The 22,198-nt window shown below is 39.7% G+C and carries 13 protein-coding genes and 1 pseudogene; all 14 read right to left on the reverse strand.

Translation table 11 applies throughout. From position 1 onward, the window contains the following. Positions 1-23 precede the first annotated feature (23 nt). The 14 genes and pseudogenes from PALPR_RS09065 to PALPR_RS09130 all read right to left on the reverse strand — a co-directional run bounded on the left by PALPR_RS09065 (position 24) and on the right by PALPR_RS09130 (position 22,190). A complete protein-coding gene (locus PALPR_RS09065) occupies positions 24-2,462 on the reverse strand; it encodes a glycoside hydrolase family 94 protein (RefSeq protein WP_013445321.1) in 2,439 nt (812 codons plus the stop codon). A gap of 71 nt (positions 2,463-2,533) precedes the next feature. After that, positions 2,534-4,312: an MFS transporter gene (locus PALPR_RS15405; RefSeq protein WP_013445322.1), complete on the reverse strand. Its 1,779-nt coding sequence runs from the start codon at positions 4,310-4,312 to the stop codon at positions 2,534-2,536. 138 nt (positions 4,313-4,450) lie between these two features. Then, positions 4,451-5,665 carry a glycoside hydrolase family 27 protein gene (locus PALPR_RS09080; RefSeq protein ID WP_013445323.1) on the reverse strand — a complete coding sequence of 405 codons (1,215 nt, stop codon included), beginning with the start codon at positions 5,663-5,665 and terminating at the stop codon, positions 4,451-4,453. 39 nt (positions 5,666-5,704) lie between these two features. After that, on the reverse strand, positions 5,705-6,901 hold the full coding sequence (locus PALPR_RS09085) for a glycoside hydrolase family 130 protein (protein WP_013445324.1): 1,197 nt from the start codon (positions 6,899-6,901) through the stop codon (positions 5,705-5,707). 12 nt (positions 6,902-6,913) lie between these two features. Next, positions 6,914-9,400 carry a beta-galactosidase GalA gene (galA, locus tag PALPR_RS09090; protein ID WP_013445325.1) on the reverse strand — a complete coding sequence of 829 codons (2,487 nt, stop codon included), beginning with the start codon at positions 9,398-9,400 and terminating at the stop codon, positions 6,914-6,916. Positions 9,401-9,625: 225 nt separating this feature from the next. Next, on the reverse strand, positions 9,626-10,723 hold the full coding sequence (locus PALPR_RS16185; protein WP_216086329.1) for a glycoside hydrolase family 26 protein: 1,098 nt from the start codon (positions 10,721-10,723) through the stop codon (positions 9,626-9,628). Then, positions 10,706-12,034: pseudogene (locus tag PALPR_RS16190) on the reverse strand (glycoside hydrolase 5 family protein); the annotation flags it as partial. The gene PALPR_RS16185 and the pseudogene PALPR_RS16190, both read right to left, overlap by 18 nt. A 124-nt stretch (positions 12,035-12,158) precedes the next feature. Then, complete coding sequence (locus tag PALPR_RS09100; RefSeq protein ID WP_041620851.1) at positions 12,159-13,568, reverse strand: sialate O-acetylesterase; 1,410 nt, start codon at positions 13,566-13,568, stop codon at positions 12,159-12,161. A gap of 772 nt (positions 13,569-14,340) precedes the next feature. Beyond that, positions 14,341-15,456: a Rid family hydrolase gene (locus tag PALPR_RS09105; protein WP_013445328.1), complete on the reverse strand. Its 1,116-nt coding sequence runs from the start codon at positions 15,454-15,456 to the stop codon at positions 14,341-14,343. After that, positions 15,457-16,926, reverse strand: coding sequence for a TolB-like translocation protein (locus tag PALPR_RS09110; RefSeq protein WP_013445329.1), 1,470 nt, complete (start codon positions 16,924-16,926; stop codon positions 15,457-15,459). Beyond that, positions 16,923-18,713: a DUF6057 family protein gene (locus PALPR_RS09115; RefSeq protein ID WP_013445330.1), complete on the reverse strand. Its 1,791-nt coding sequence runs from the start codon at positions 18,711-18,713 to the stop codon at positions 16,923-16,925. The genes PALPR_RS09110 and PALPR_RS09115 overlap by 4 nt, the downstream gene beginning before the upstream one ends. A 149-nt stretch (positions 18,714-18,862) precedes the next feature. Beyond that, on the reverse strand, positions 18,863-19,438 hold the full coding sequence (locus tag PALPR_RS09120; protein WP_148226453.1) for a DUF4369 domain-containing protein: 576 nt from the start codon (positions 19,436-19,438) through the stop codon (positions 18,863-18,865). 159 nt (positions 19,439-19,597) lie between these two features. Beyond that, entirely contained in the window at positions 19,598-20,431 is an 834-nt protein-coding gene (locus PALPR_RS09125) for a hypothetical protein (RefSeq protein ID WP_013445332.1), read from the reverse strand. A gap of 28 nt (positions 20,432-20,459) precedes the next feature. Then, positions 20,460-22,190: a RagB/SusD family nutrient uptake outer membrane protein gene (locus PALPR_RS09130; protein ID WP_013445333.1), complete on the reverse strand. Its 1,731-nt coding sequence runs from the start codon at positions 22,188-22,190 to the stop codon at positions 20,460-20,462. Between the last annotated feature and the right edge of the window lie 8 nt (positions 22,191-22,198).

Here is a 22,198-nt window from a genome sequence, read left to right on the forward strand (position 1 = left end):
ACCGGGAAGAGATAAAACCTTATTTAATTCATAACCACCTCTACTTTGTAAGTTCCACCTACAGGCATCAATGGGATAGTATTTCCTTCAATGGCTTTACCATCGACGGTTAATGAGGCAACACCCTTCATCGATCCATTTGGATTTTTGACTTCGATCAGGTAAGTCGCTCCACGGAATTTACGGGTTACAGTAAAACCTTTCCATTCGGGGGCAATACAAGGTTCTATTCTCAAACCGTTGTAAGTGGGTTGAATTCCCAAAATGTACTGTGTAATGGCGTAATAGTTCCAGGCCGCCGTTCCGGTTAACCAGGAATTCTTCGCTTCACCCGGTTTGAAAGCGTCTTTACCGGCAATCATTTGGGCATACACGTAAGGCTCTACCTTGTGCAAATCGCTGATTTCTTCGGTGTACGAAGGACAAATTTTGCGGAAATACTCCCACGCTCTGTCGCCACGTCCCTGAACGGTTTCGCCAATAATAATCCACGGATTGTTGTGGCAAAATATACCCGCGTTTTCTTTGTAACCGGGAGGATAACTGGAAATTTCGCCATATTCGATATAATACTTTGTGTAGGCAGGATTATTGAGCACAATACCGTGTTCGCAGTCCAGACGTTCTTTTACTGAGTCCAGTGCCTTGGCTACCATGCCCTCTTCCAAACCAATGCCGGCCATAGTACACCATCCATTCGATTCGATAAAGATTTTACCTTCTTCGTTTTCATTAGACCCAATTTTATTCCCAAAATAATCGTACGCACGAATAAACCAGTCGCCATCCCATCCGTTCAACTTAATGGCTGCCACCATGGCATCAATATGTTGTTGAGCACGCGCCGCTTCTTCGGTTTTTCCAATTACTTTACACAATTCCACATAATCGCGACCGTACACCACAAAAAGTCCGGCAATCATTAAACTTTGCGCCTGACTGCCTTCCGATTTATTTTCGGTAGTCTGGAAGCTTTCGTTCGGATCGTTGGAGAAGCAGTTCAGGTTTAAACAATCGTTCCAATCGGCACGACCGCTCAATGGTAAACCGTGAGGTCCGAGGTTATTCACCACGTGATTGAACGAAACGGTGAGGTGATGGAAAAGTGAGACTTCCGAACCCACTTCATTATCAAACGGAACAGGTTCATCCAAAATAGTGAAATCGCCCGATTCTTTGATATAAGCCGTTGTTCCGAGAATCAACCACATAGGGTCGTCGTTGAAACCTTGTCCGATCTCGTTGTTTCCCTTTTTGGTCAACGGTTGATATTGATGATAGCAACCGCCGTCGGGGAATTGCGTGGAAGCAATGTCGATGATACGTTCGCGGGCACGTTCCGGAATCTGGTGTACAAAACCCACCAAATCCTGATTGGAATCGCGGAATCCCATTCCACGTCCGATACCGCTTTCGAAGAACGAAGCTGAACGCGAGAAACAGAAGGTAATCATACATTGGTATTGATTCCAAATGTTTACCATGCGATCCAGTTTTTCTTCGCCGGTTTTGATCGTGAATACATTCAATAAATTATCCCAATAAGCGTTCAGTTCTGCAAGGGCAGCATCCACTTTGGCAGCTGTATCAAAACGCGCAATAGTGGCTTTCGCTTTGGTTTTATTGATGACGTTTTTACTTTCCCATTTCTCGTCTTGTGCATTTTCCACGTAACCCAACACGTACACCAACTCTTTCGATTCTCCCGGTTGCAATACTACTTCTACATAGTGCGAAGCGATAGGCGACCAACCGTGTGCTTCCGAGTTGCGCGGTGCACCTTCGAGTACGGTTTGTGGTTCGTCAAAACCATTGTACAAGCCAAAGAAAGTCTCGCGATCGGTATCAAAGCCCTGCATCGGTTCATTTACCGAGTAGTAAGCGAAATGGTCGCGACGTTCCTTGTATTCTGTTTTGTGATAAATCACCGAATCTTCTATTTCCACCTCACCGGTTGAGAAGTTACGTTGGAAGTTTTCCATATCGGTAGCTGCATTCCACAAACACCACTCCACGAAAGAGAAAATCTTCAGCGTTTTTACTTCGTTCGTGGTATTTCTAAGCGTCAGTTTTTGTACTTCGGCCCATGTTTTCAATGGCACAAAATACAAAGCCTCTGCTTCTACCCCGTTTTTCACCCCTTTGATGGTGGTGTAATTCATCCCGTGACGACACTCGTAGCTATCCAATTCCGTCTTACAGGGTTTCCAGCCCGGACTCCACACCGATTCTCCATCGTTGATATAGAAGTATTTTCCACCACTGTCCATCGGTACATTATTGTAACGATAGCGTGTAATGCGGCGGAACTTGGCATCCTTATAAAAAGAATATCCACCACCGGTATTGGAAACTAAACTAAAAAAGTCCTCATTGCCGAGGTAATTAATCCAAGGCCATGGCGTACGTGGATTGGTAATGACGTATTCACGTCTGTTGTCATCGAAATGTCCGTATTTCATAATTAGAAATGACCCCTAGCCCCTAGGGGAACAAGAGAAGTTAGTATTGTTTTATTTATTTTGAAGAATGCTTATTTTTTATCTCTTTCTACGGCTAAATCAGTTGCTATTTCTTTCATCTTTTTCTCATTCAACGGATAGATAAACATGAAAACTGCTGCAAGTAAAGCCCCAATTGCCGGGAACAAACTCAACATCATTCGGAAACCATTTTGAGTTGAAATAGCTTGTTCGACATTGGGAATATAATGATACATAGCCATAATCCAACCCACAGCGGCAATACCCAATGAAGCTCCGAATTTTTGCGACATTGAAGCTGCTGAGAATACCAACCCTGTTGCGCGACGTTTGTTTTTCCATTCAGAATAGTCGGCTGTATCGGCATACATTGACCATACTAATGGGAAAATAATACCGGCATTGATACTGATTAAGAACTGGAACCCGAGGATAGCGTAAAGATTTGATTTGTCAACAAAGTAGAAAATAACACTTAATATCGTTGCAAACAACATGGCGACAAGAAACGTATTTTTCTTACCTATTCTGTCAGAAACAGGTTTAGCCAACACAACTCCAACGATATTCGCAGCCTGACCTAACAATAGATATACAGTACTGATTGCCAATGCTGTAGTAGATGTAATTTCTATACTGCTTTCGCCCTTGAAATAATACAAGAAGTAATAAACTGCTGCACCGTCACGAATAGTATTGAAGAAAATCGTAGAAACACTTGCGCCCAACAGGATAAACCAAGGCATATTTCTAGTCAAATCCTTCAAATCATCTTTCAGTTTGGTCTTTTCTGAAATTGGTTTCACTCGTTCGCGAGTCCATGAGAATGTCAACAAAAAGAAGATAACCGCCATTATAGCAATAACCATTACAGCATATTGGAAGCCTGTTTTGTAGTCAATTTGTTTGATGGCAACTTTGGTGAATTTTACATCACTATCCTTTTCAGATGAATAAACTACTTTTAAAATACCCAGATTATTAAGTGTTTCTTTTGGAACAATGCTTGATAGTCTAATAAGCACATTGCTTGTGCTTCCATCACGAAGTAGTCCCAATGTATCTTTTCCAGCCGCAAAGTTTACCCAACTGTATTGGTTTGTGGTTGTATTTAAAACACCAATTTTAAATGCATCTTTCGATTTAGTAATAATTTTTGCAGAGACAAAAAGAAGAGAATCAACCGGTTTGTCTTTTAACTCGGAAGTAATCTGACCGTTCCAAACATATAAATTTGCTGCAGAAGCCTGAGTACTGTCAGTTAACTGAACTAATTTAGGTTCGCTATAGTTGCTAACCGTTTTAGTTCCGAATCCGTCGAAAAGCGGTTGAAACAATGCCAACACAAGAAAACTACCTCCAAAAGCAAAGATAAAACGGAAAGTGGCAAGGGTTGTTCTTTCTTTACCATCCGATGTCATTACGCCCATTAACGAAGCATAAGGCACATTAATCATTGAATAGATAATCATCATCAGCGAGTAAGTAGCATAAGCATAAATAATTTTGCCCGTCATACCCATATTTGGAGTTGTAAAGGTCAAAACCCCGATAATGCCAAATGGAATAGCCATCCAAAGTAAATACGGACGAAACTTACCCCAACGGGTTTCGGTACGATCGGCCATGATTCCGATAAACGGATCGATTATGGCATCACCTACACGAGTAATCAGAAACATGGTTCCCACTATTGCGGCAGGGATACCATAGATATCTGTATAAAAGAACATAATATACATTCCGAAAAGTTTCCAGAACATCGACGAAGCCGCATCTCCGAAACCATAACCAATTTTTTCTTTTAAACTGAGTTTCTTAATATCCATATTATTGTTTGTTTTGTGTTTTTTAATATTTTAATTCAGAGGTAAACTTTATTTTTAGGGCGTAAAAGTATCTATTCTTAGCCAAACATAAAGCATCGAATGTTTCTAAAACAGTACTGTTTTGAGACAGCCGATACTTTATTTAAATAACTTCAGACAGAGAACATCTCTAGCCGGAATTGTCGCTTTAAAAGGTTTGCGCGTGTCTCCCACATTTTTCTTCAACCACAAGTCACGTAACTTATACACTTCTTTGGCTGAAGTGTTGAGTGTGCGGTTCGACAATGAGTCGATCACCGAGAATGTTTTCCAATCGAGCGCTACAACTCTTGGCGTAGTACTCCGATTCAGCAGGCACACTGCCCATTCACCATTTTTGAGGGGTTTAAGCCAGGTTTCCACACTGTCTTTAACCGCATGTCTGAATCCCTGAACTCCCAACGAATCCTGATCGATGGCAATTACTTCTTTGTTCGAAAGTACCGTCAAAGTCTCTGCATTCATAGAACGTAAATCATTACCGGCAATAAGTGGAGCCGCCATCATGCACCAGATCGAAAAATGAGCTCTCGATTCGTTCAACGACATTCCATTGCCCACCTCAAGCATATCAGGATCGTTCCAATGACCCGGTCCTGCATTTTTTCTCAATCCGTCTTGTTTATCCATAATTTGCATCACTCCAAAAGCTTTCCATGTTCCATTATTCTGAACACAATCAAAGCAATTGTAAATATCACCGGTTGTTCTCCAGAGGTGTCCGACTTCCTTCGCCCAAAGCTCCGGTTTATTGTTGCCCCATTCGCACAAGCTGAAAACGATGGGACGTCCCGCAGCAAACAACGCATCGCGCATGGTGGTATAAGCACCTATGGCATTCAGGTTTTCAGTATCACACCAGTCATACTTCAGATAATCGACACCCCATTTGGCGTACGACAAAGCATCCTGATATTCGTGTCCGCGACCGGCAGGACGACCACCACAAGTTTTGTTTCCGGCACATGAATAAATGCCAAATTTCAATCCTTTAGCATGTACATAATCGGCCAATGCTTTTATTCCTGATGGAAAACGTTTCGGGTCGGCAACGATAAAGCCAAGACTATCGCGACTTACCTGCCAGCAATCGTCAATAACAATGTATTCATATCCGGCATCTTTCATACCGGTAGCCACCATGGCATCGGCTGTTTCGCGGATCAATTCTTCGCTTACATTGCAAGCAAATTTATTCCAGCTATTCCAACCCATTGGAGGTGTGAGTGCCAATCCCTGAAATTTCTGCGCCTGCATAACTGTCGAAGCCAGCAAAACACAGCCTAACAATAGAAAAAAACGGGTATTCTTCATTTTTGATTCAATTAGATTTAAGTGATTTGAATACACTGCTTAGTTCTTCGCCGACACAGCTTTTTGATTTTCCAATGTTTTATTTTTTGCAATCAGTTTTTTAATCGTTTCTACCGATTTAAATGAACGATATCCATCAGCAGGAGTATTGATACAATAATCCAATAAACGGTCGATAGTAGAAGTAGCCACATGCATGCGGGTATCAGACGAAGCGTAATAAATAAATACTTTTCCATCCTCATCAGCAATCCAACCGTTGCTGAACAATACGTTCGATACATCACCAATCCGTTCTTCGCCTTGAGGAGCCATAAAAAATCCTGCCGGTTCAGCAATCAGTTTTGTTGGATCCTGCAAATCGGTAAGGTAAAGATACAGCACGTAGCGTAGTCCGGCAGCACAGTTGCGCACACCATGTGCCAAATGCAACCAACCTTCTTTTGTCTTGATAGGATGCGGACCTTCGCCGTTTTTCAATTCTTTGATCGTATGGTAGTAACGGTGATTAATGATTTTCTCATCTTTCACTTCCGCATTGGTCATATCATCCACTAATCCCCAACCGATTCCGCCGCCGCTACCGGTATCGATAAATCCATCCTGTGGACGGGTATACAAAGCATATTTACCATCAACAAATTCAGGGTGAAGCACCACGTTGCGTTGTTGACTTTTTGTTTTCAAATCGGGAAGACGCTCCCAGGTCAATAAATCTTTGGTACGTACAATACCGGCTGCAGCCACTGCCGACGATAAATCGCCTACCGGTGCATTCGGGTCTTTGCGCTCGCTACAGAAAACACCGTAAATCCAACCATCCTCGTGAGCTGTCAGACGCATATCGTACACATTGGTATCCGGCTCGTCAGTTTCGGGTAAGGTTACAGGCTCGTCCCAAAAGCGGAAATTGTCCACCCCGTTTTCGCTTTCTGCAATGGCAAAAAACGATTTGCGATCGTTACCTTCCACGCGTACCACCAAAATATATTTGCCGTTCCATTTCATAGCACCTGCATTCAGAGTAGCGTTCACGCCTATGCGTTCCATCAAATAAGGATTTGTTTCAGGGTTGAAATCATAGCGCCACTCGATGGGTGCATGCTCATTTGTCAGTACAGGATTTGTATAACGGTCGTAAATTCCATTTCCAAATGGTAATTTCTCGTTTTTCTTACTTAATAATTCCTCGTGGTTTGCTCTGAGGTGATTCAAAGCTTTGATAAATTCAGTCATGCTCTATTATATTTATTTTTTAATTATTTCTGTAGTTGGTCTCAAAACCGAGGTAGTTGTAGTCAGTTTTAATGTGGATGAAGTCATTCCTTCCGAACTTGCTATCAGCGTTATTTCACCGGCTTGTTTTGTTGTTTTCACAATAATCTGAGCCAGTCCGTTAAAGGTCTCTCGTTTCCATTGTGGTGTAGGATTCGATGCCGTTGCCACAAATTGCTCTGGAGCATGCGAAGCCGGATCACCATTGCCAACACCTATGATTTTGCCAGGACCGCTTAAGGTGAAAACAACTTCCTTATTGGCTGTTGGCACCCAACGGTTTTTCAAATCGTTTAGCTGAACAGTGATAACCGCAACATCTTCTCCATCGGCATTCAGTTGCGAGCGATCAGCCAATAGTGCTACTTTAGCCGGTGCACCGGTTGTTTCAACTTGTTCCGAAACGGTTGGTTTTCCGTTTACAAATCCTTTGGCAACAAGTGTTCCGGGTTGATACGCCACCTCCCACTCGAGATGTCCGTTTTTCTCCATGGTTTTCTTGCCCAGCGATTTTTTGTTCAATACCAATTCTACTTCTTCCGCATTGCTGTAAATAGTTACTTTTATATTTTTCCCTTCACAGCCTTTCCAGTTCCAGTGTGGCATTATGTGCATCACCGGTTGTTTTCCCCACCACGATTTCAGGTAGTAGAAAATATCTTTCGGGAAACCGCACAGATCGACAATGCCAAATTGCGAGTTTACGGCTGGCCACAACAGTGGGTTCGCTTCACCTCTGTAATCAAATCCTGTCCAGAAAAACAGACCCGACAAAAATGGACGGGCTGCATAGAATTTCCAACCCGACTCGGTACCCACATTTTCCGGCATACGATTGCTAGCAGCCATGCGCCCATTAGCTTTATCGTCCACATAAACGCCACGTGTTCCTATCGTGTTGCTTTCCTCGGTACCGATACCGCTTTGCCAAGGAAAATTTTTATGATGTTCATCAATATTTCCCTGAACAATATAATTGTAGCCCATTACCTGGGTTGTTTTTCCGCTTCCATTTTCCCAACCGCCTGAGATGGCAACGGTAAATGCCCGCGACGAATCAATTTTCTGTGCAAACTCCTGCATAGTTTTGGTGATGCGTGCTCCTTTTTCGTTGCTCTCGATAGCCCACTCTTCATTTCCTACCGACCATAGAACCACCGAAGGATGGTTACGGTCGCGCACCATAAAGCGTTCCATCAAATCAAAATGCTCCTGATTGATTCCCATCAGGCGGTTTTCGTCGAGAACAAGCATTCCGAGACGGTCACAAGCATCCAACATTTCCGGTGTAGACGGATTGTGCGAAGTACGAATGCCGTTGTTGCCCATCTCTTTGAGCTTTTTGATTCTGAATTCCTGCAAAGCATCGGGAATGGCTGTACCCACCCCTGCATGATCCTGATGCATGTTGGTGCCAACAATCTTTACACTTTTACCATTTAGAAAAAATCCCTGATTCGGATCGAAACGAACAGTACGAATACCTACATTAGTGGTGTAACTGTCCACAATTTTACCATCAGTAATAATGTTGGTTTTCAGTTTATATAAATAGGGATTTTCGAGCGACCAAAGGGTTGGCTTTTCCACCTTTATTTTTTGGAAATACGTATTGTCTACATTTCCATTCAAACTTACGTTTTCAAGTTTCTTAGATAAGACTTGCTGGTTGTTAGCGTCCAACAAGCTTTGTTCAATAGTAAATACAGACGACTTATCGTGTTGATTCTGCACTTTGGTACGCACAGTAAGTTCAGCATTGTTGCCGGTCAATTCCGTTGTTACAAATGTACCGAACTGAGCTACGTGTAGTCGGTCAGTTTTATTCAACCACACATGACGATAAATGCCCGCACCCTCGTAATACCAACCCTCTTCAATGCTCGCATCCACGCGAACAGCAACTGTATTTTCACCACCATAATTCAGATAATCAGTGATGTCGTATACCGAAGTAGCATAGCCGCTTGGCTCGTTACCCACATAAAAACCATTCACCCAAACTGTTGCATTTCGGTGCACACCGTCAAACTGAATACTTATTTTACGTCCCATATCAGATGCAGGTACCGTGAATTTCTTGCGATACCATCCCACCGATGTTTCGGGGTATTTGTAACCGATGGTTTTATATCCGTGACTATGACTTGCATCGCCCGAAAAAGGAAGCTCTACTGCCCAGTCGTGCGGTAAATCCACTTCGCGCCAGGTGCTGTCTTTGAATTGCGCCGCCGCAACTCCATCACCATATCCAGTCTTGGCAAAATAGGTGAAATAGCTTGTTCCTGTTGTAAAATCTTTAGTATAATCGGTGGCATGACCCAGTGCAAAACGCCAGCCGAAGTCCATCAACAGCCTCTCCCGCCCTTGTGTAGAAAAGCTTGTCTTTTCGTTTTGCGAAAAAACAGACATCACCCCAAGAAATAGAATTAGCGCTAAAGAGATATTCTTTTTTATCATTTCTACTGATATTTATTCGTTGCAACCCATTATTTTAAATTTCCAAATATAATTTTCCTGATTCCGAGCCACCTTATCCTACTTCAATAGCAGGTAATCCTACTTCCGAACTACCTTTTTCTAGTTCAATAGTTGGCTATCCAACTCCTAAACTACATTATCTTGGTTCAATAGCAGGTTTTCCTAGTCCCGAACTACCTTGTCCTGCTTCGATAGCAGGTTTGCCTAGTTCCGGACTATACTTTTCTGAGATTTTAACGGTACATACATGGGTGGCATATTGTTACTCATCACCATCCTCTTGCTTTCGGTGAATTTTTTAAAATCATTAGCCGACGAGTGCCCTGGGTAGGGTGCATAAAAATGAGTTTCTTTGTTAAATGCATTTCTCCAAAGCAACACATAGCTAATGTTGAAAGGCTCTATAATTGGCAACAGAATGTTTGTAAAATAATCGGCTACCGGAATAGACTCCATACCTGTTTCTGCCAAAACGGGAATCTTATTATTAAGCTTTGCATAATCAGTCACTACATGTAATCCTGCAGTCACATCCTTTTTATATCTTTCGATAGACAATTTATCTGAACCGCAATAATTATCGAAACCTACCACATCCACCCAGTCGTTACCCGGATAGCGGCTTAGAAATTCAGTTTCGGTAGTTATGCCTGCTGGCGAAAAAGCGTACAAAATATTATGAACACCCTTTACATCGCGCAAATAACTTACGGTCATACGATATAATTGGTTGTATTCGTCAGGAGTACATTGTTTGGCTCCCCACCAAAACCAACTACCGGTATGCTCGTGGAACATGCGGAAAATAACAGGGAACGTTTCGCCTTTCGAATCTTTCAAATCATTAAAGAAAACGGCCAAACGATCCAGCCAGGTCAGAAATTTCGCATGATTGCTTCCACCCGGCAATACACTGCTTACCACTGTATTTTGAGCACAATCCCAAGCAGTTTTTCCGGTAACAATGTTATCACCATGCCAGCTAATAGTGTTGATACCGCCGCGTTCATACACTTCGCGCATCATGCGTTTCATGTCAGTAAAATAAATTGAATCAAGATTATATGCTGCACCGATTTCCAGATGACCTAACTCCCAACCCACCATGGCCGGATAATCACCTGTAACTGCTTTTACATCGGATCCGCCTGCTTTGCCATACCAACCGTGTCCGTAAGCAGGGTCATCCTGATGACACAACATAATGCCTTTGCCCAGATTATTGAACATGTTGTAAAACAACGCTTGCGTTTTTGGCGTAGCGTTTATATCCACCAACGTCGGAATATTTTGCATTTTCATCACATATTTTTTTACCAACTTCACAGTGGCATCTGTATTGAAAACTGCATTCAGACCTTGTTCTTCCTGAGCGGGATCGCCCAGATAATCGTCGCCTTTAACCCAATACACATGTTTTGGATTGGGACGACCGAAACCACCCCATGCCCAGAAATTACATCCGGCCAGAACATCTTTTTCTTTCGAAGATTTCAGGATTTTTTCAAAAACGGAAGTATAATAAGTATCGCGCAAGCTGGTAGTGTCTGTGAGCGTATATTGATGATGATCACGTGGAAAACCAAACTCTTCCAACACGATTGGTTTTGACAACTTACGGGCAACAGCCATATGATTATTCATGTATTCAGCTGTTTTATCAATACTATTTTGTAAAGTACCCGGCATATCTTTCACATCCAACCAACTCCAGTTTTTAGGCCAGATATGCATGGTCAGGTAATCGACATTTTTATCGGCATGAATTTGCTCAAACAAACCCATATCCATTTCACAGCCCCACTGTCCCTCGGAGCCGATAGAAACCATGTGATTTTTATCCAACGACTTAATGTAAGCCGAAATATCTTTCAACCAAGCAGCAAAAAGAGGTTTGTTGGCATCTGAGAAAGCGCGTGGCTCGTTACCAATTTGCCAGGAAAAAATAGCCGGATCTTCAGTATATTTTTTATTTGTGTAACGGTTAGTGCGGGTAATAACATGCTTAATGTGATTTTTCAGCATCTGACGGCATTCATCACAACCAGCGTACTGTTTTACAAACTCCATATATGCGGGCCAACCATCAACCGAAGGAATTGGATTCTTTCCTTTACCAGCCCAGTTAAGGTACTGGCTGTATCCGCCCGACCACTCCCATGAGTTGGTAAAAAACAATACCGCTTTCATATCGCGCTTGCCCAATTCCGACAATAAAAAATCCAATCCATCAAAAATAGTATCGTTGTAGACACCCGCTTTTATCTGCAAGGTTGGCTCTACTTTCGATGGAATACCATTGCTTCCATCGGAACCAATAAGTACACGCAAGTTCACCAACCCGTTTTCCTTCATAAAATCCAGTTCTTTGATCAAACGTGCCCTATCACCACCCTGGCCTTTTGAGCCCAGAATAGCTCCAAACCAGAAGTTAGTCCCTACAAAATAATAAGGCTGTCCATTTTGAACGAAATTACCCTTGGTATTTGTTTTTACAAAAGACATAGACGTTTTTGCAAAACCATTCATAGATATTAATAAAAATAGAAGAACCCCTAACCCCTGAAGGGGAATTAGATTAGTTCTGTTTTTTTTATATTCTTTAATTTTCATTCTCACAGTTATATCATTATAAATATCATAAGTAATATTGTCCCCCCCTTTCAAGGGCTAGAAGTTATTCTATTACTTTCTTTTAGAGTTTATACGTCAATTGACGGAGGTTAGGGGTCGTCATTTACGGCTTATATTGAATCATATCCGTTCTGAACGGAATTAATGGTAAGCCATTGGTATCGAATAAATCGGGCGTAGCGTCGTTTGTAAAGCAATAGCGAACTGACACGGGCACTTTCACTTCTTTGCTTGAAACAGTGATAGAACCATCTTTTTCTATTTTAGCTACAGCCGGAAAAAACTGGTTGTCGGCTCCTGCCAGTTGAAAATTAGCCGGAGTTTTGGCTTTACAAATCAACTTTCCGCTAGTTGTAAACCGAATATTGATTTTATCTTTTTTAATGCTGAAATTTTTATAACGAGGATGGTATGGATTTACATCCTGAAAACCATAGTGTTCTTTCAATGCCAGGTTTACCAGTCGCATTCCCACTTCTTTCTTTATTCTGGGGTGAATATCTTTGATGTTGTCTACTAAATCACCTACTGTTATCATCCCCGTTTTAGGCAAATGAAGTACTGCCTCCTGTTGTTCGCGCAGGTAAGCCGCACTGTTTTTCCCGTAGCCGCTCCATGGCGCAATTTGTACGAAATAGAATGGGAAGTCGTTATTGAATGCCTTTCTCCAACCGGTTATAAGCCCTTCAAACAGTTTGCTATAGTTTTGCGGTTCGCCGGTATTGCCTTCTCCCTGATACCAAATAGCTCCTGCAATTTTATAGTTCACCAGCGGTTGCAACATCGAATTGTAGATGACAGCTGGTGCGACCGGTGCCCAATTAACCGCTTTGGTATCTTCGGCCAGTGTTTTTAGTTCCGCATTTTCCGCAAAAACTTCGTTTGGAATCCACGACTGTACATTTGTCCCACCCCAATACGACGCGATGAGTCCCACGGGAGCTTTCGTTTTTTCATTGATTGTTTTGCCAAAGAAATAGCCGGCAACGCTCATGGATGGAGTAGTTTCGGGCGAACTGATTTTCCATTCACCATCCGAGTTATCTTTGGGGTAAATGCTGTAAGTATGCGAAAGTTGAAAGAAGCGCAACTGATTATTGGCCGATTTAGCCACTGCATCACCAACATCGATGGGCTTTGATTCCCAGTTAAAAGCATATTCCATGTTCGATTGACCGGAACATAACCAAACTTCTCCAATTAAAATATCTTCAATAACCACTTTTTGTGAGCTACTGATAAATGTAATGGTGTAAGGACCGCCTGCTTTCGGCGTTTTTACAATAGCATCCCATGTCCAGTCTTTACGGGGTTCCGCTTTCACGGTATCCGTTGGATTCCAACTACAACTTATCTTTACGGTGCTGCCACTTTGAGCCCAGCCCCACAATTTCACATCTGTAGATTGTTGTAATACAGCATGATTACTAATAATAGACGGTAAGCGAAAAGCCCATTGCGCTGAAGTATTTAAAGCAAGGCATAAAAGAATTGGTACAAGTAATTTTTTCATTGTATTGAATTTAAATAATAATGCAAACGAGTATCCATTAAACATTTCCATGAGGTCAACCCGAAACAAATTATTCTCGACACGCAAAAATAAAGCATTCGTACTAAGTAAAACCATATTTATTTAGCCATACATGATACTATTTCTACTCTTTGATTATTATTTACACTTAAACAGTTAATTCGAATTGGTGAATATTTCAACCGAGAATAATCAAACAATTGAAGAAATCAAAAGCCTTAATGTGTTCAAAAAAGGAATAATTAGCTAAAAACAATTACAAATCAGTTTTCGACAGTGATTATCCCTATTCAGAAGCATCACAAGTAGCTGATTTTTTGACACTAATATTCAATAGTACAATTTAGAAGAATAAGACTTAAAATTGGAGTAATAATTACATCAAGAATAAAAAATCTAATCTTACTGCAGTTTAGAAGTGAAAAAACATTCCCTTTTTCATTTTCAACGATATTGATTAAAGAGAAAAACATGCCATTGATCAAGAACCTATATTCAAAGGGATTTATCTTTATTTTATTCCATTTTTTTAATGTATATGATAGAAAAACAACATTTTTAGGAATTTAAAATTGACGTTGTAAGGCAATAAAAAAATGTTATGCGAAAAAATAAACAATGTAGCACTACAGCGAGTTTTAGCACCTAATACTTTTGTATCAGCCTATCAAACAGTTAATTGCATATGAAAAAGCTCCTTTATCATATTACAGATTAAGGAGCTAAAAATTATATGTTAATGTCATTGTGCTTAAAGACTACTAAATTTATCATTTTTATCTTTCCTCAAAGCGATACATTCCATTTCAATAAGCCAAGTTGGACGGCAAACAGGTGCAAGCACAAATTGTTTTGGAATCCTTAAATATCGATCGTCAAGAATAGGCTTGACAACAGAATAATCAGCAGCGTCTCGCAGATATATAATAATCTGTGCTAAATCTTCCCTGTTAGAACCTCCCTCTTCCAGAAGCTTCTCTACATTTTCGCACATCCTGCGAGCCTGAGATACCACATCCCCTTTATATAGTACCTCTCCTTTACTATCAATACTAGCTGTACCGCTAATATAAAGTTGTCGTCTATCTCCATACAATACACAAACTCCTCTTTCAAATGTCACACCATATACAGCCGTAGGACTCATATGGCTCAATGCATAAAGATATTTCATTTGACCTGATTGTAATCCTTTAACTGCATATGCATCTAACAATACATAAACATTAGGGTTTGCATGACGACCTTCAATTCCTGTGCTTGCAATATAATGAGTCTGCTCCGTAAGTCCTTGTTCTACAAAGTTCTCGCGACGAGCTTTCACTAATCCGGCATAATTTACATCTACATTTTGAACAAAGAACCAAGTACGTATGCAATCTCTTTCCAATAAACACCCATATTGTTGTAACTCCAACTCGTATTTTTGTAAAAGCAGATGAGTCTGCTCTTCTGAATTTCCAGAAGCAATTCCTAAACCAGCCATCCAATAGTGTTCATATACAGGATTAGTATCCTTTATTAAATAACACCACAATGCAATCTTACTACCATCCAAAGGAGACTGTTGAAGAATGGAAGTTGGGCATGCAGGAAACAATTTCAGCTCTTCCTGTAGTTGTTCAGCTTGATTAGCTGCGTCGCTAAGAAAATAACGTTTCAGGACCGGTTTCGCACCATTCATTGATTCATCTTCCAGAAACTCTCTATAAGCCCGATGCAAATTTTGTAACTGAGTTTCATAATTTAAATCTCTTCCTTTTACATGAAGCATGAGATGGTACTCCATTGCATGCCCGGTCTCTCCAAAAAAAGAAAGCTCTACATTTACATTATGAGTGGAAAATGTATAAGACCTATATTTCATTTATTTTCTAACTTTTACTTGTATACGTTCTGCAGATGTGAGTACACTTTCCATTTCTCTTCTATTCCATTTTACAGGTGAAGACACAAAATCAGGTACATTATATGAATAGACAGACTCATCATAATAACAGAAAGGTTTTTTCTGTGGCAAAAGGAAAGGTTTACTTATAACTCCTTTATCATCTATGGAAGCTATATACAAACGCGTATACAATCCTCCACCACGGCGGCTACTAAACACAAACCAATGCGAATTACTACTCCAATTATGATAACTCTCCGTATCATCACTATTCACTTCATCCAGTCTCCTTATACTTTTATCAGCTAGATTAAGTAACCATAAATCAGCTTCTTTATGCCAAATTGAAAAGTTTCCGTAATCAGACAGGGTGAACATTATATATTTACCATCATAAGATGGACGAGGAAATGATACACTTTTATTCAGCACCTTTGCAGACACAAGTGTATCTACATGACTACCAAAAGTTCCTTTTTTAGGATCAAAACCAATGCTGCATAAACTATATTTCACATCTTTGTAATCCTTTGGAATATTCTTCTGCGAAGCAGAACAAAAATACAATGTACGCCCATCAGCAGAAAAAGCAGGAAAAGTCTCAAACGAAGGGGTTTTTAAAAGATTAGTTGTCAACACCTGATTCGTTTCCGGTTGATATACAATTACATCCGACTCTAAATCTACCACCTCAATGCGCTCCTCTTTTGCCTCATGAAATACCTGACGGGTTTTATTAACCGAATAAGCTATATATTTTCCCGATGGATGCCAATATGGATAAACAAAGGACCCTATAGTTTCATCTGCTTTGGTATTTAGAAACACAGATTTACCATTGATATTCAGATAAGTAGCTCCATTTTTTCCACGTACATGCATACTTGAATAATTTGGGTTTGTTTTATTAAAACTATGGCAATTAACACAAGAGCCAATAACAAGAGTATTCTCATACAATGGTGTCTGGTTATAAGATGATAACTCGCGTTGATAAATACCCATTTTACTATAAATCTCATATCCTGGAGCAATTAATCGATAGACTAATCCATAATCAATAGGATATTTACTTATATAAATTGGGAACGGTTTATATTGTCTCCATTTCCCTGTCTGCTCCAAACAAACCGTTACTAAAAGACTGTCACCGATATTGCTTTCCAACAAACTTTTCCACTCTGAAGAAGAAAAAGATACGTCATCACCGCTAAAGTGTATTTCGTTCCCGTTTTTACCTTTGACAACTACATCTATCCTATCAAAAACCTCTTCAGGCAGTGTGAAATTCAGAGGTGCGATAGTAGCCGGTATTGTTACACCTACATAATCAGGATAAATAAGAGGGTATTTATCTATTTGAGAAGGTGATTTCACTTGATTATTGCAAGAAATACCAGCCATTATAATCAATAGAAGGCAGATTATACGTTTTATTCTTTTCATGATTTTTTAGCTCCAAAATGTAAGTAATACCAATATGTATCTCCGAATCGTTCTTTTAATATTGGGCCTGCGTTTTTTTCCTGCAAATATATCGGAGCATATTCCAGTAAACGTTCTGTTATCTGAGGATCAATAGGCCATGGGGCTTTTTCCTTTAATGGGTGATGTTTCAAACTCCAAATAAATAATAATTCCTCTTGATAGCTTTTAGGTATATGGCTATAACCTATATCCTTACCTAATGGGTAATAATTGATGAATTTTTGCATGTCTTTACTAAGCAAAGTACAAGCCATCAAATACTCATAAGCCATACGATTACTTTTATTATTCTGAAATAGAATTCCTAACATAACGTCAAGTTCATCTTCACTAAAAAGGGAATCGGCTTTATAACGTAATTGTCTTAATCTTCCCCACTCAGGATGCGTATTTATTCGTTTTTCATCATTTAGATAAGTCAATGTTTCTGTTGCCCAATTACGATAAAAGAGTGTATGCTGCAATACTCTCAAATATTTAGCAGCAACTTTATATTGTCCATTAATTAAATTTGTTTCAGCTAAACGTTTAAAACAACTTGCACTCTTTTGATAATCCGGAATCGATTCCATTGCTTCAAACACTAAACGCTGAGCTGTATTTATCATTCCCAACTGATAATAGATCTCACTTGTTGGAAGAGGAGAAGTAAAATCCGGTTCAAAATGAGGAATTAAGCCCTGTACTCCATTTTGATAATAACTGAACATGTTATCACCAAGTACTCCAGTCTTGGCTAAAGCAAGATTCAAGCAAGAAACCGACATTGGTGCAGTTGGAGTTTTTTTTGCCGCCATTACGATGACTTTGTCCCATTCTTGCATTTTCACATAATGAGCATATCCCATTAGCTCCTCTTTATTCCAATTAGCTGCGTTGCCAATCAAGTAGCCTCCACTTATTATTAGCAATGCAATTTGTAATGCCATTACTATAATGTACTTCTTTGCTGAAATTATCTTTGGTAAGAAACGAGGCAAAACTGACACGACAAATACTAACGACCAAACAATTAGTTGTCCGTAAGGAGAAATCTTTGGAAAGCGATAAAAGCCAATCCCGAACCACAAGTTTTCTAACGGATATTGATAGAAATATTTAGATAGTAAAGGAGAAAATATGATCAATAGTACTGAACCAATAGACATTACGAACCAACGAAAATCTATTTTCACTCTCCAATAGTTAATTTCAAACAGTACCATAAATACAGCAAAAAACCAGAAGCAACCGCTACAAGAAATATACAGTATTGGAGTAAGGACAATAGTAGATATCACTCGAAATGTACGGGAATGAATGGTCGTGCAAACAATAACTGCTGCCAATACTATTATTAATAAAATTAATCCGGAAAGCATATAATTTTCGTCACACAGCAAAATCCAATAAGCAATAGAAGGCAAAAATGTTATTGGATAGAACGCGTTATTGCAACCCAACTTCTTTGTAAGCCAGGCAACTTCTCTTTGCAACAAAACCAACAGCACAGCTATAATGAGTGAGCCGGCCCAAGAATAATAAAAAAATTGGACGAAGAAACGTCCTAAATATAGAGCCATTCCACCCGGCTCAGATACTGTTTCAAAAAAATAGCTCGGAGTAAACAGAAACATCTGAAATAATTCATGATATTGAACATGAAAAGGATAGTAGAAATTAAAGAAAATAAAAGCACACACTCCCAATAAGATTGATAGTAGTGTATTTGTTTTTATTATGTGAGTGTTTAATATTTCTTTCATCGTATTATATTTAAGATTCCTAGTTTAACAATGTGCGTAATGAGGCTAAACCTAAGGTTTTGGAAATAAATAAAATAAGGTTAATCGTTCTAGCAAGATGATTTAATTCTGGATATTGTTATCCCGAATTTCGGAAACAGTTGTTGTTCTTATTTGTTGGAGTTACCTGTTAACTTCCGGACAAACGTTCCAACTGTATTATCGCCTTGTTCTTTGAGGAAGCGCTCGTTAAATAACTTCTCGCGTTTAATGATAGCATCCTTTTGAGATAGCCAACGAAGCGAGTCTTTTCCGCTCACCGAGCGTAATCCTGCTGTAACAAAGCTATAAGCAGACATCGATTTTTCTCGTTCTTCTTTCCACAATTGCAGTGCATCATTTTGTGGTGTACCATGAGCAGAACTGACAGAATCAAGAATAGCCTTAGTAGTGCCGGGCTCTGTAACAATCAACAATTCTTGTAATTTTAAGCGTAAAAGTGCTCGTGACCGAATAATAGACATCCGTTCAATATTACCTTCGAAAGTAAAGGAAGCATTTGCAATTTTTACAGAATCAACAGTGTGGGAATTTGCTCCTTCAATGGGGACTAAATAAATCCATTCTCCATCGTACTTTGTTGATGGCACTGAACCCGTAATTTTGAAATCTTTTTTGGGAGAGTTACAACTTATACAACAAGTTATAAGCAGCAATACGTATAGTGTTTTATTTTGCATTATCATTGTAGGTTAATCGTATTACAAATATAGCAAATAGTTTTAGATGTTGTTCCTTATCTCAATATCCCAATACTATATATTTAACAAGAATATAGGGCGAAATTTAGTTTAAATTTCGCCCTATATATAAATTATAATTTACTGATTTTGATCTACAATAAATTATTTAGCTTTAAAACACCAGAACCAACAAGTACCCCAAGCTCCTGCACCAGCTTCAGGACAAGCTAAATACAAATGATCTGCATCTAACTTAAGAATATCATACTCATTGATCACTTTATTTCCAGCATTCGGCTGAATACCCAAAAGTACATTTACACTTTTAGTATATAATTTACCAATACCCCATACATTATCTCCTGCGGGAGTTTTTTTGGACATGTCGAAAGTAAATGATCCAACAGTTCCATCACTCTTAGTTATTTTTGCACCTTTAAGAGAAAACACCATAGATCCGTTTTTTCCATCACCAGGAAAGCCTTTTTCTATAGCCTGTGTTTCAATTGCATCTACATTGTTAGTCCACCATCCTGGAGTTGTGTTACCCAGGTAACCACCATTACCCCAAGGTGTTCCCATTACATCATCCCAAACCCATGTTTTGGTCCCTTTATCGCCACAAAATACAGCCCATTCAGGTTCTACATCAAACAATTTATCTACATGTACAATTAATGTTTTCTTTATGATAGTTCCATCTGCGTTCATACCGTTATACACGATTTCATTATCACCAGCCATCATTACTTTAACAGTAGCTTTGGTCTTGGTTACTACCCCAAAACCATAATCCCAGGAAGTTAAGCAGGCATTCCCTTCGCTATTCAACTCGATGTAATTCGACTTTACACCTTCTTTAATTACCGGAGTAGCCGAAATCTTCAACTGATCAGCAGTAATGCCTCCAGTCATTGTATCGCGGTCTTCAATAGGGTCACAAGCAATTAACATTGCAGTTCCCACAAGCATTGAAAATATAATTGACTTTTTCATTCTTCTTACTATTTAATAATTTATATTATTAGTTATTCCAGCTTGAGAAATTAGCCGATGCGTCATCCCAACCCGGATTTTGCTTCAAAGCACCGTTAGACAAATCGATCTCTGTCTTTGGAATCGGGAAGAATCCTCTAGTGGCTTTATAACGAGCTACATATCCTGTTCCCTGATCTTTCATTGTAGTCTCCTGACCTTTATTCCAGATAGTCTCACCAACCTGCTTAGCTAAAGCTGTTTCAGCATCATGCCAACGACGAATATCGCCCCAACGAAGACCTTCAAAAGCTAGCTCATGACGACGCTCCTTTTTCAACGCATCAAGAGAATAAGCAATATTAGAAAGACCTGCACGAGCACGAACCTTATTCATACCATCAGCTGTACCGGTCAATTCTGAATGCATCAATAATACATCTGCAAAACGAATTAAATTTAAGTTCTGAGCATGAGATACCTGAAAATGGCTAGTGGTTCCGTCTCCATAGTAATCAGTTGTAGAACAAAAACTAGGAAGATTATTAGCACCAACAATGGCACGAGTTGCAACAATTTTAGATTGCCACAAACCTGTTTCTTCCATCTGACTATCACGCCCTTTTGGAAAATCTGATTTAACCTGATAAACAGAAGCTCCGCGACGAATGTCGGTTGGTTCTTCAGTACTCCAGTCATTCCACAAATTAGCTGCAACAGGCCCTTGTCCCCAACCTTGTCCGATAGGATAAGTTCCAGTCAATCCATAGTCTGTGCTTCCGTCACGAATACCAAAGAAAAGCGCATATTCATTAGCAAATCCAAGTTTATCACCATTCCAAGTTGATTGATAAGAGAAGTTAAGAGTAAAAACCTGTTCAGGATTTGAACCATCTTTCAACCATGTCTTAGTTGTTTTATCAATCTGATAAGTAGAGTTTTTACTTGTCGCAGAATTTGTATACGGCCACAAACTGCGGAAGTCAGGAGCAAGGCTATGCCCTGAGTTTTGAATACAATCGTTCAAACCGGTTACCACAAAATCTTTAGCCAATTTAGTTCCATCAACTAATGGAAGAGCATCCTTTTGATAAAAGCCTGTATAGAACAAATATACACGAGCCAACAAAGCCTCTGCAGCCCAACGTGTTGCAGCACCATTAGTTGAACTGTTTGCAACCCATTTAGTGGCAGGCATGATTTCTACAGCCTTTTTTAAATCAGAAGCAATATGCGCATAAATAGAATCAGCAGGCATCTGCACAGGGGGTGTTTGAGCCTGTGCAACATTTTCTGGCGCTGCAGAAATTAATGGCACATTTTCGAACATTTGAGTCAATTCAAAATAGAAGTAGGCACGTAAGAAAAGTGCTTCACCTTTCTTTTGATTTCTGATTGTCTCATCAGCCACATTGTCCAAATTAGCCAGTGCCATATTTGCACGGTTAATTCCTTGATAACGTGCAGACCAAAAATCGCCAAAAATACTTGGAGTATTGATCATTAAGTGATCTGTAGCCTGAGCATCTTTATCATTTTCACCACCACCACCATAACAATCATCTGAGGCCAATTGAGCCACATAGAAATATGTTTTATTTACACCCTTTTGAACTGCAATATTCATGGTTGCATAAATAGCTGTAATCATTTGGGTAGCATCAGTTTCATTCAGAGGAAAATTCGATGAATTTTTCTGTGTCAAGTTCTCTGTAGTCAAGAAATTATCACAACTTGAGAACAGAAAAGCCACTACTAGTAAATATATTAATTTTTTCATTTTATTAT

Source organism: Paludibacter propionicigenes WB4, assembly GCF_000183135.1.
GTDB lineage: Bacteria > Bacteroidota > Bacteroidia > Bacteroidales > Paludibacteraceae > Paludibacter > Paludibacter propionicigenes.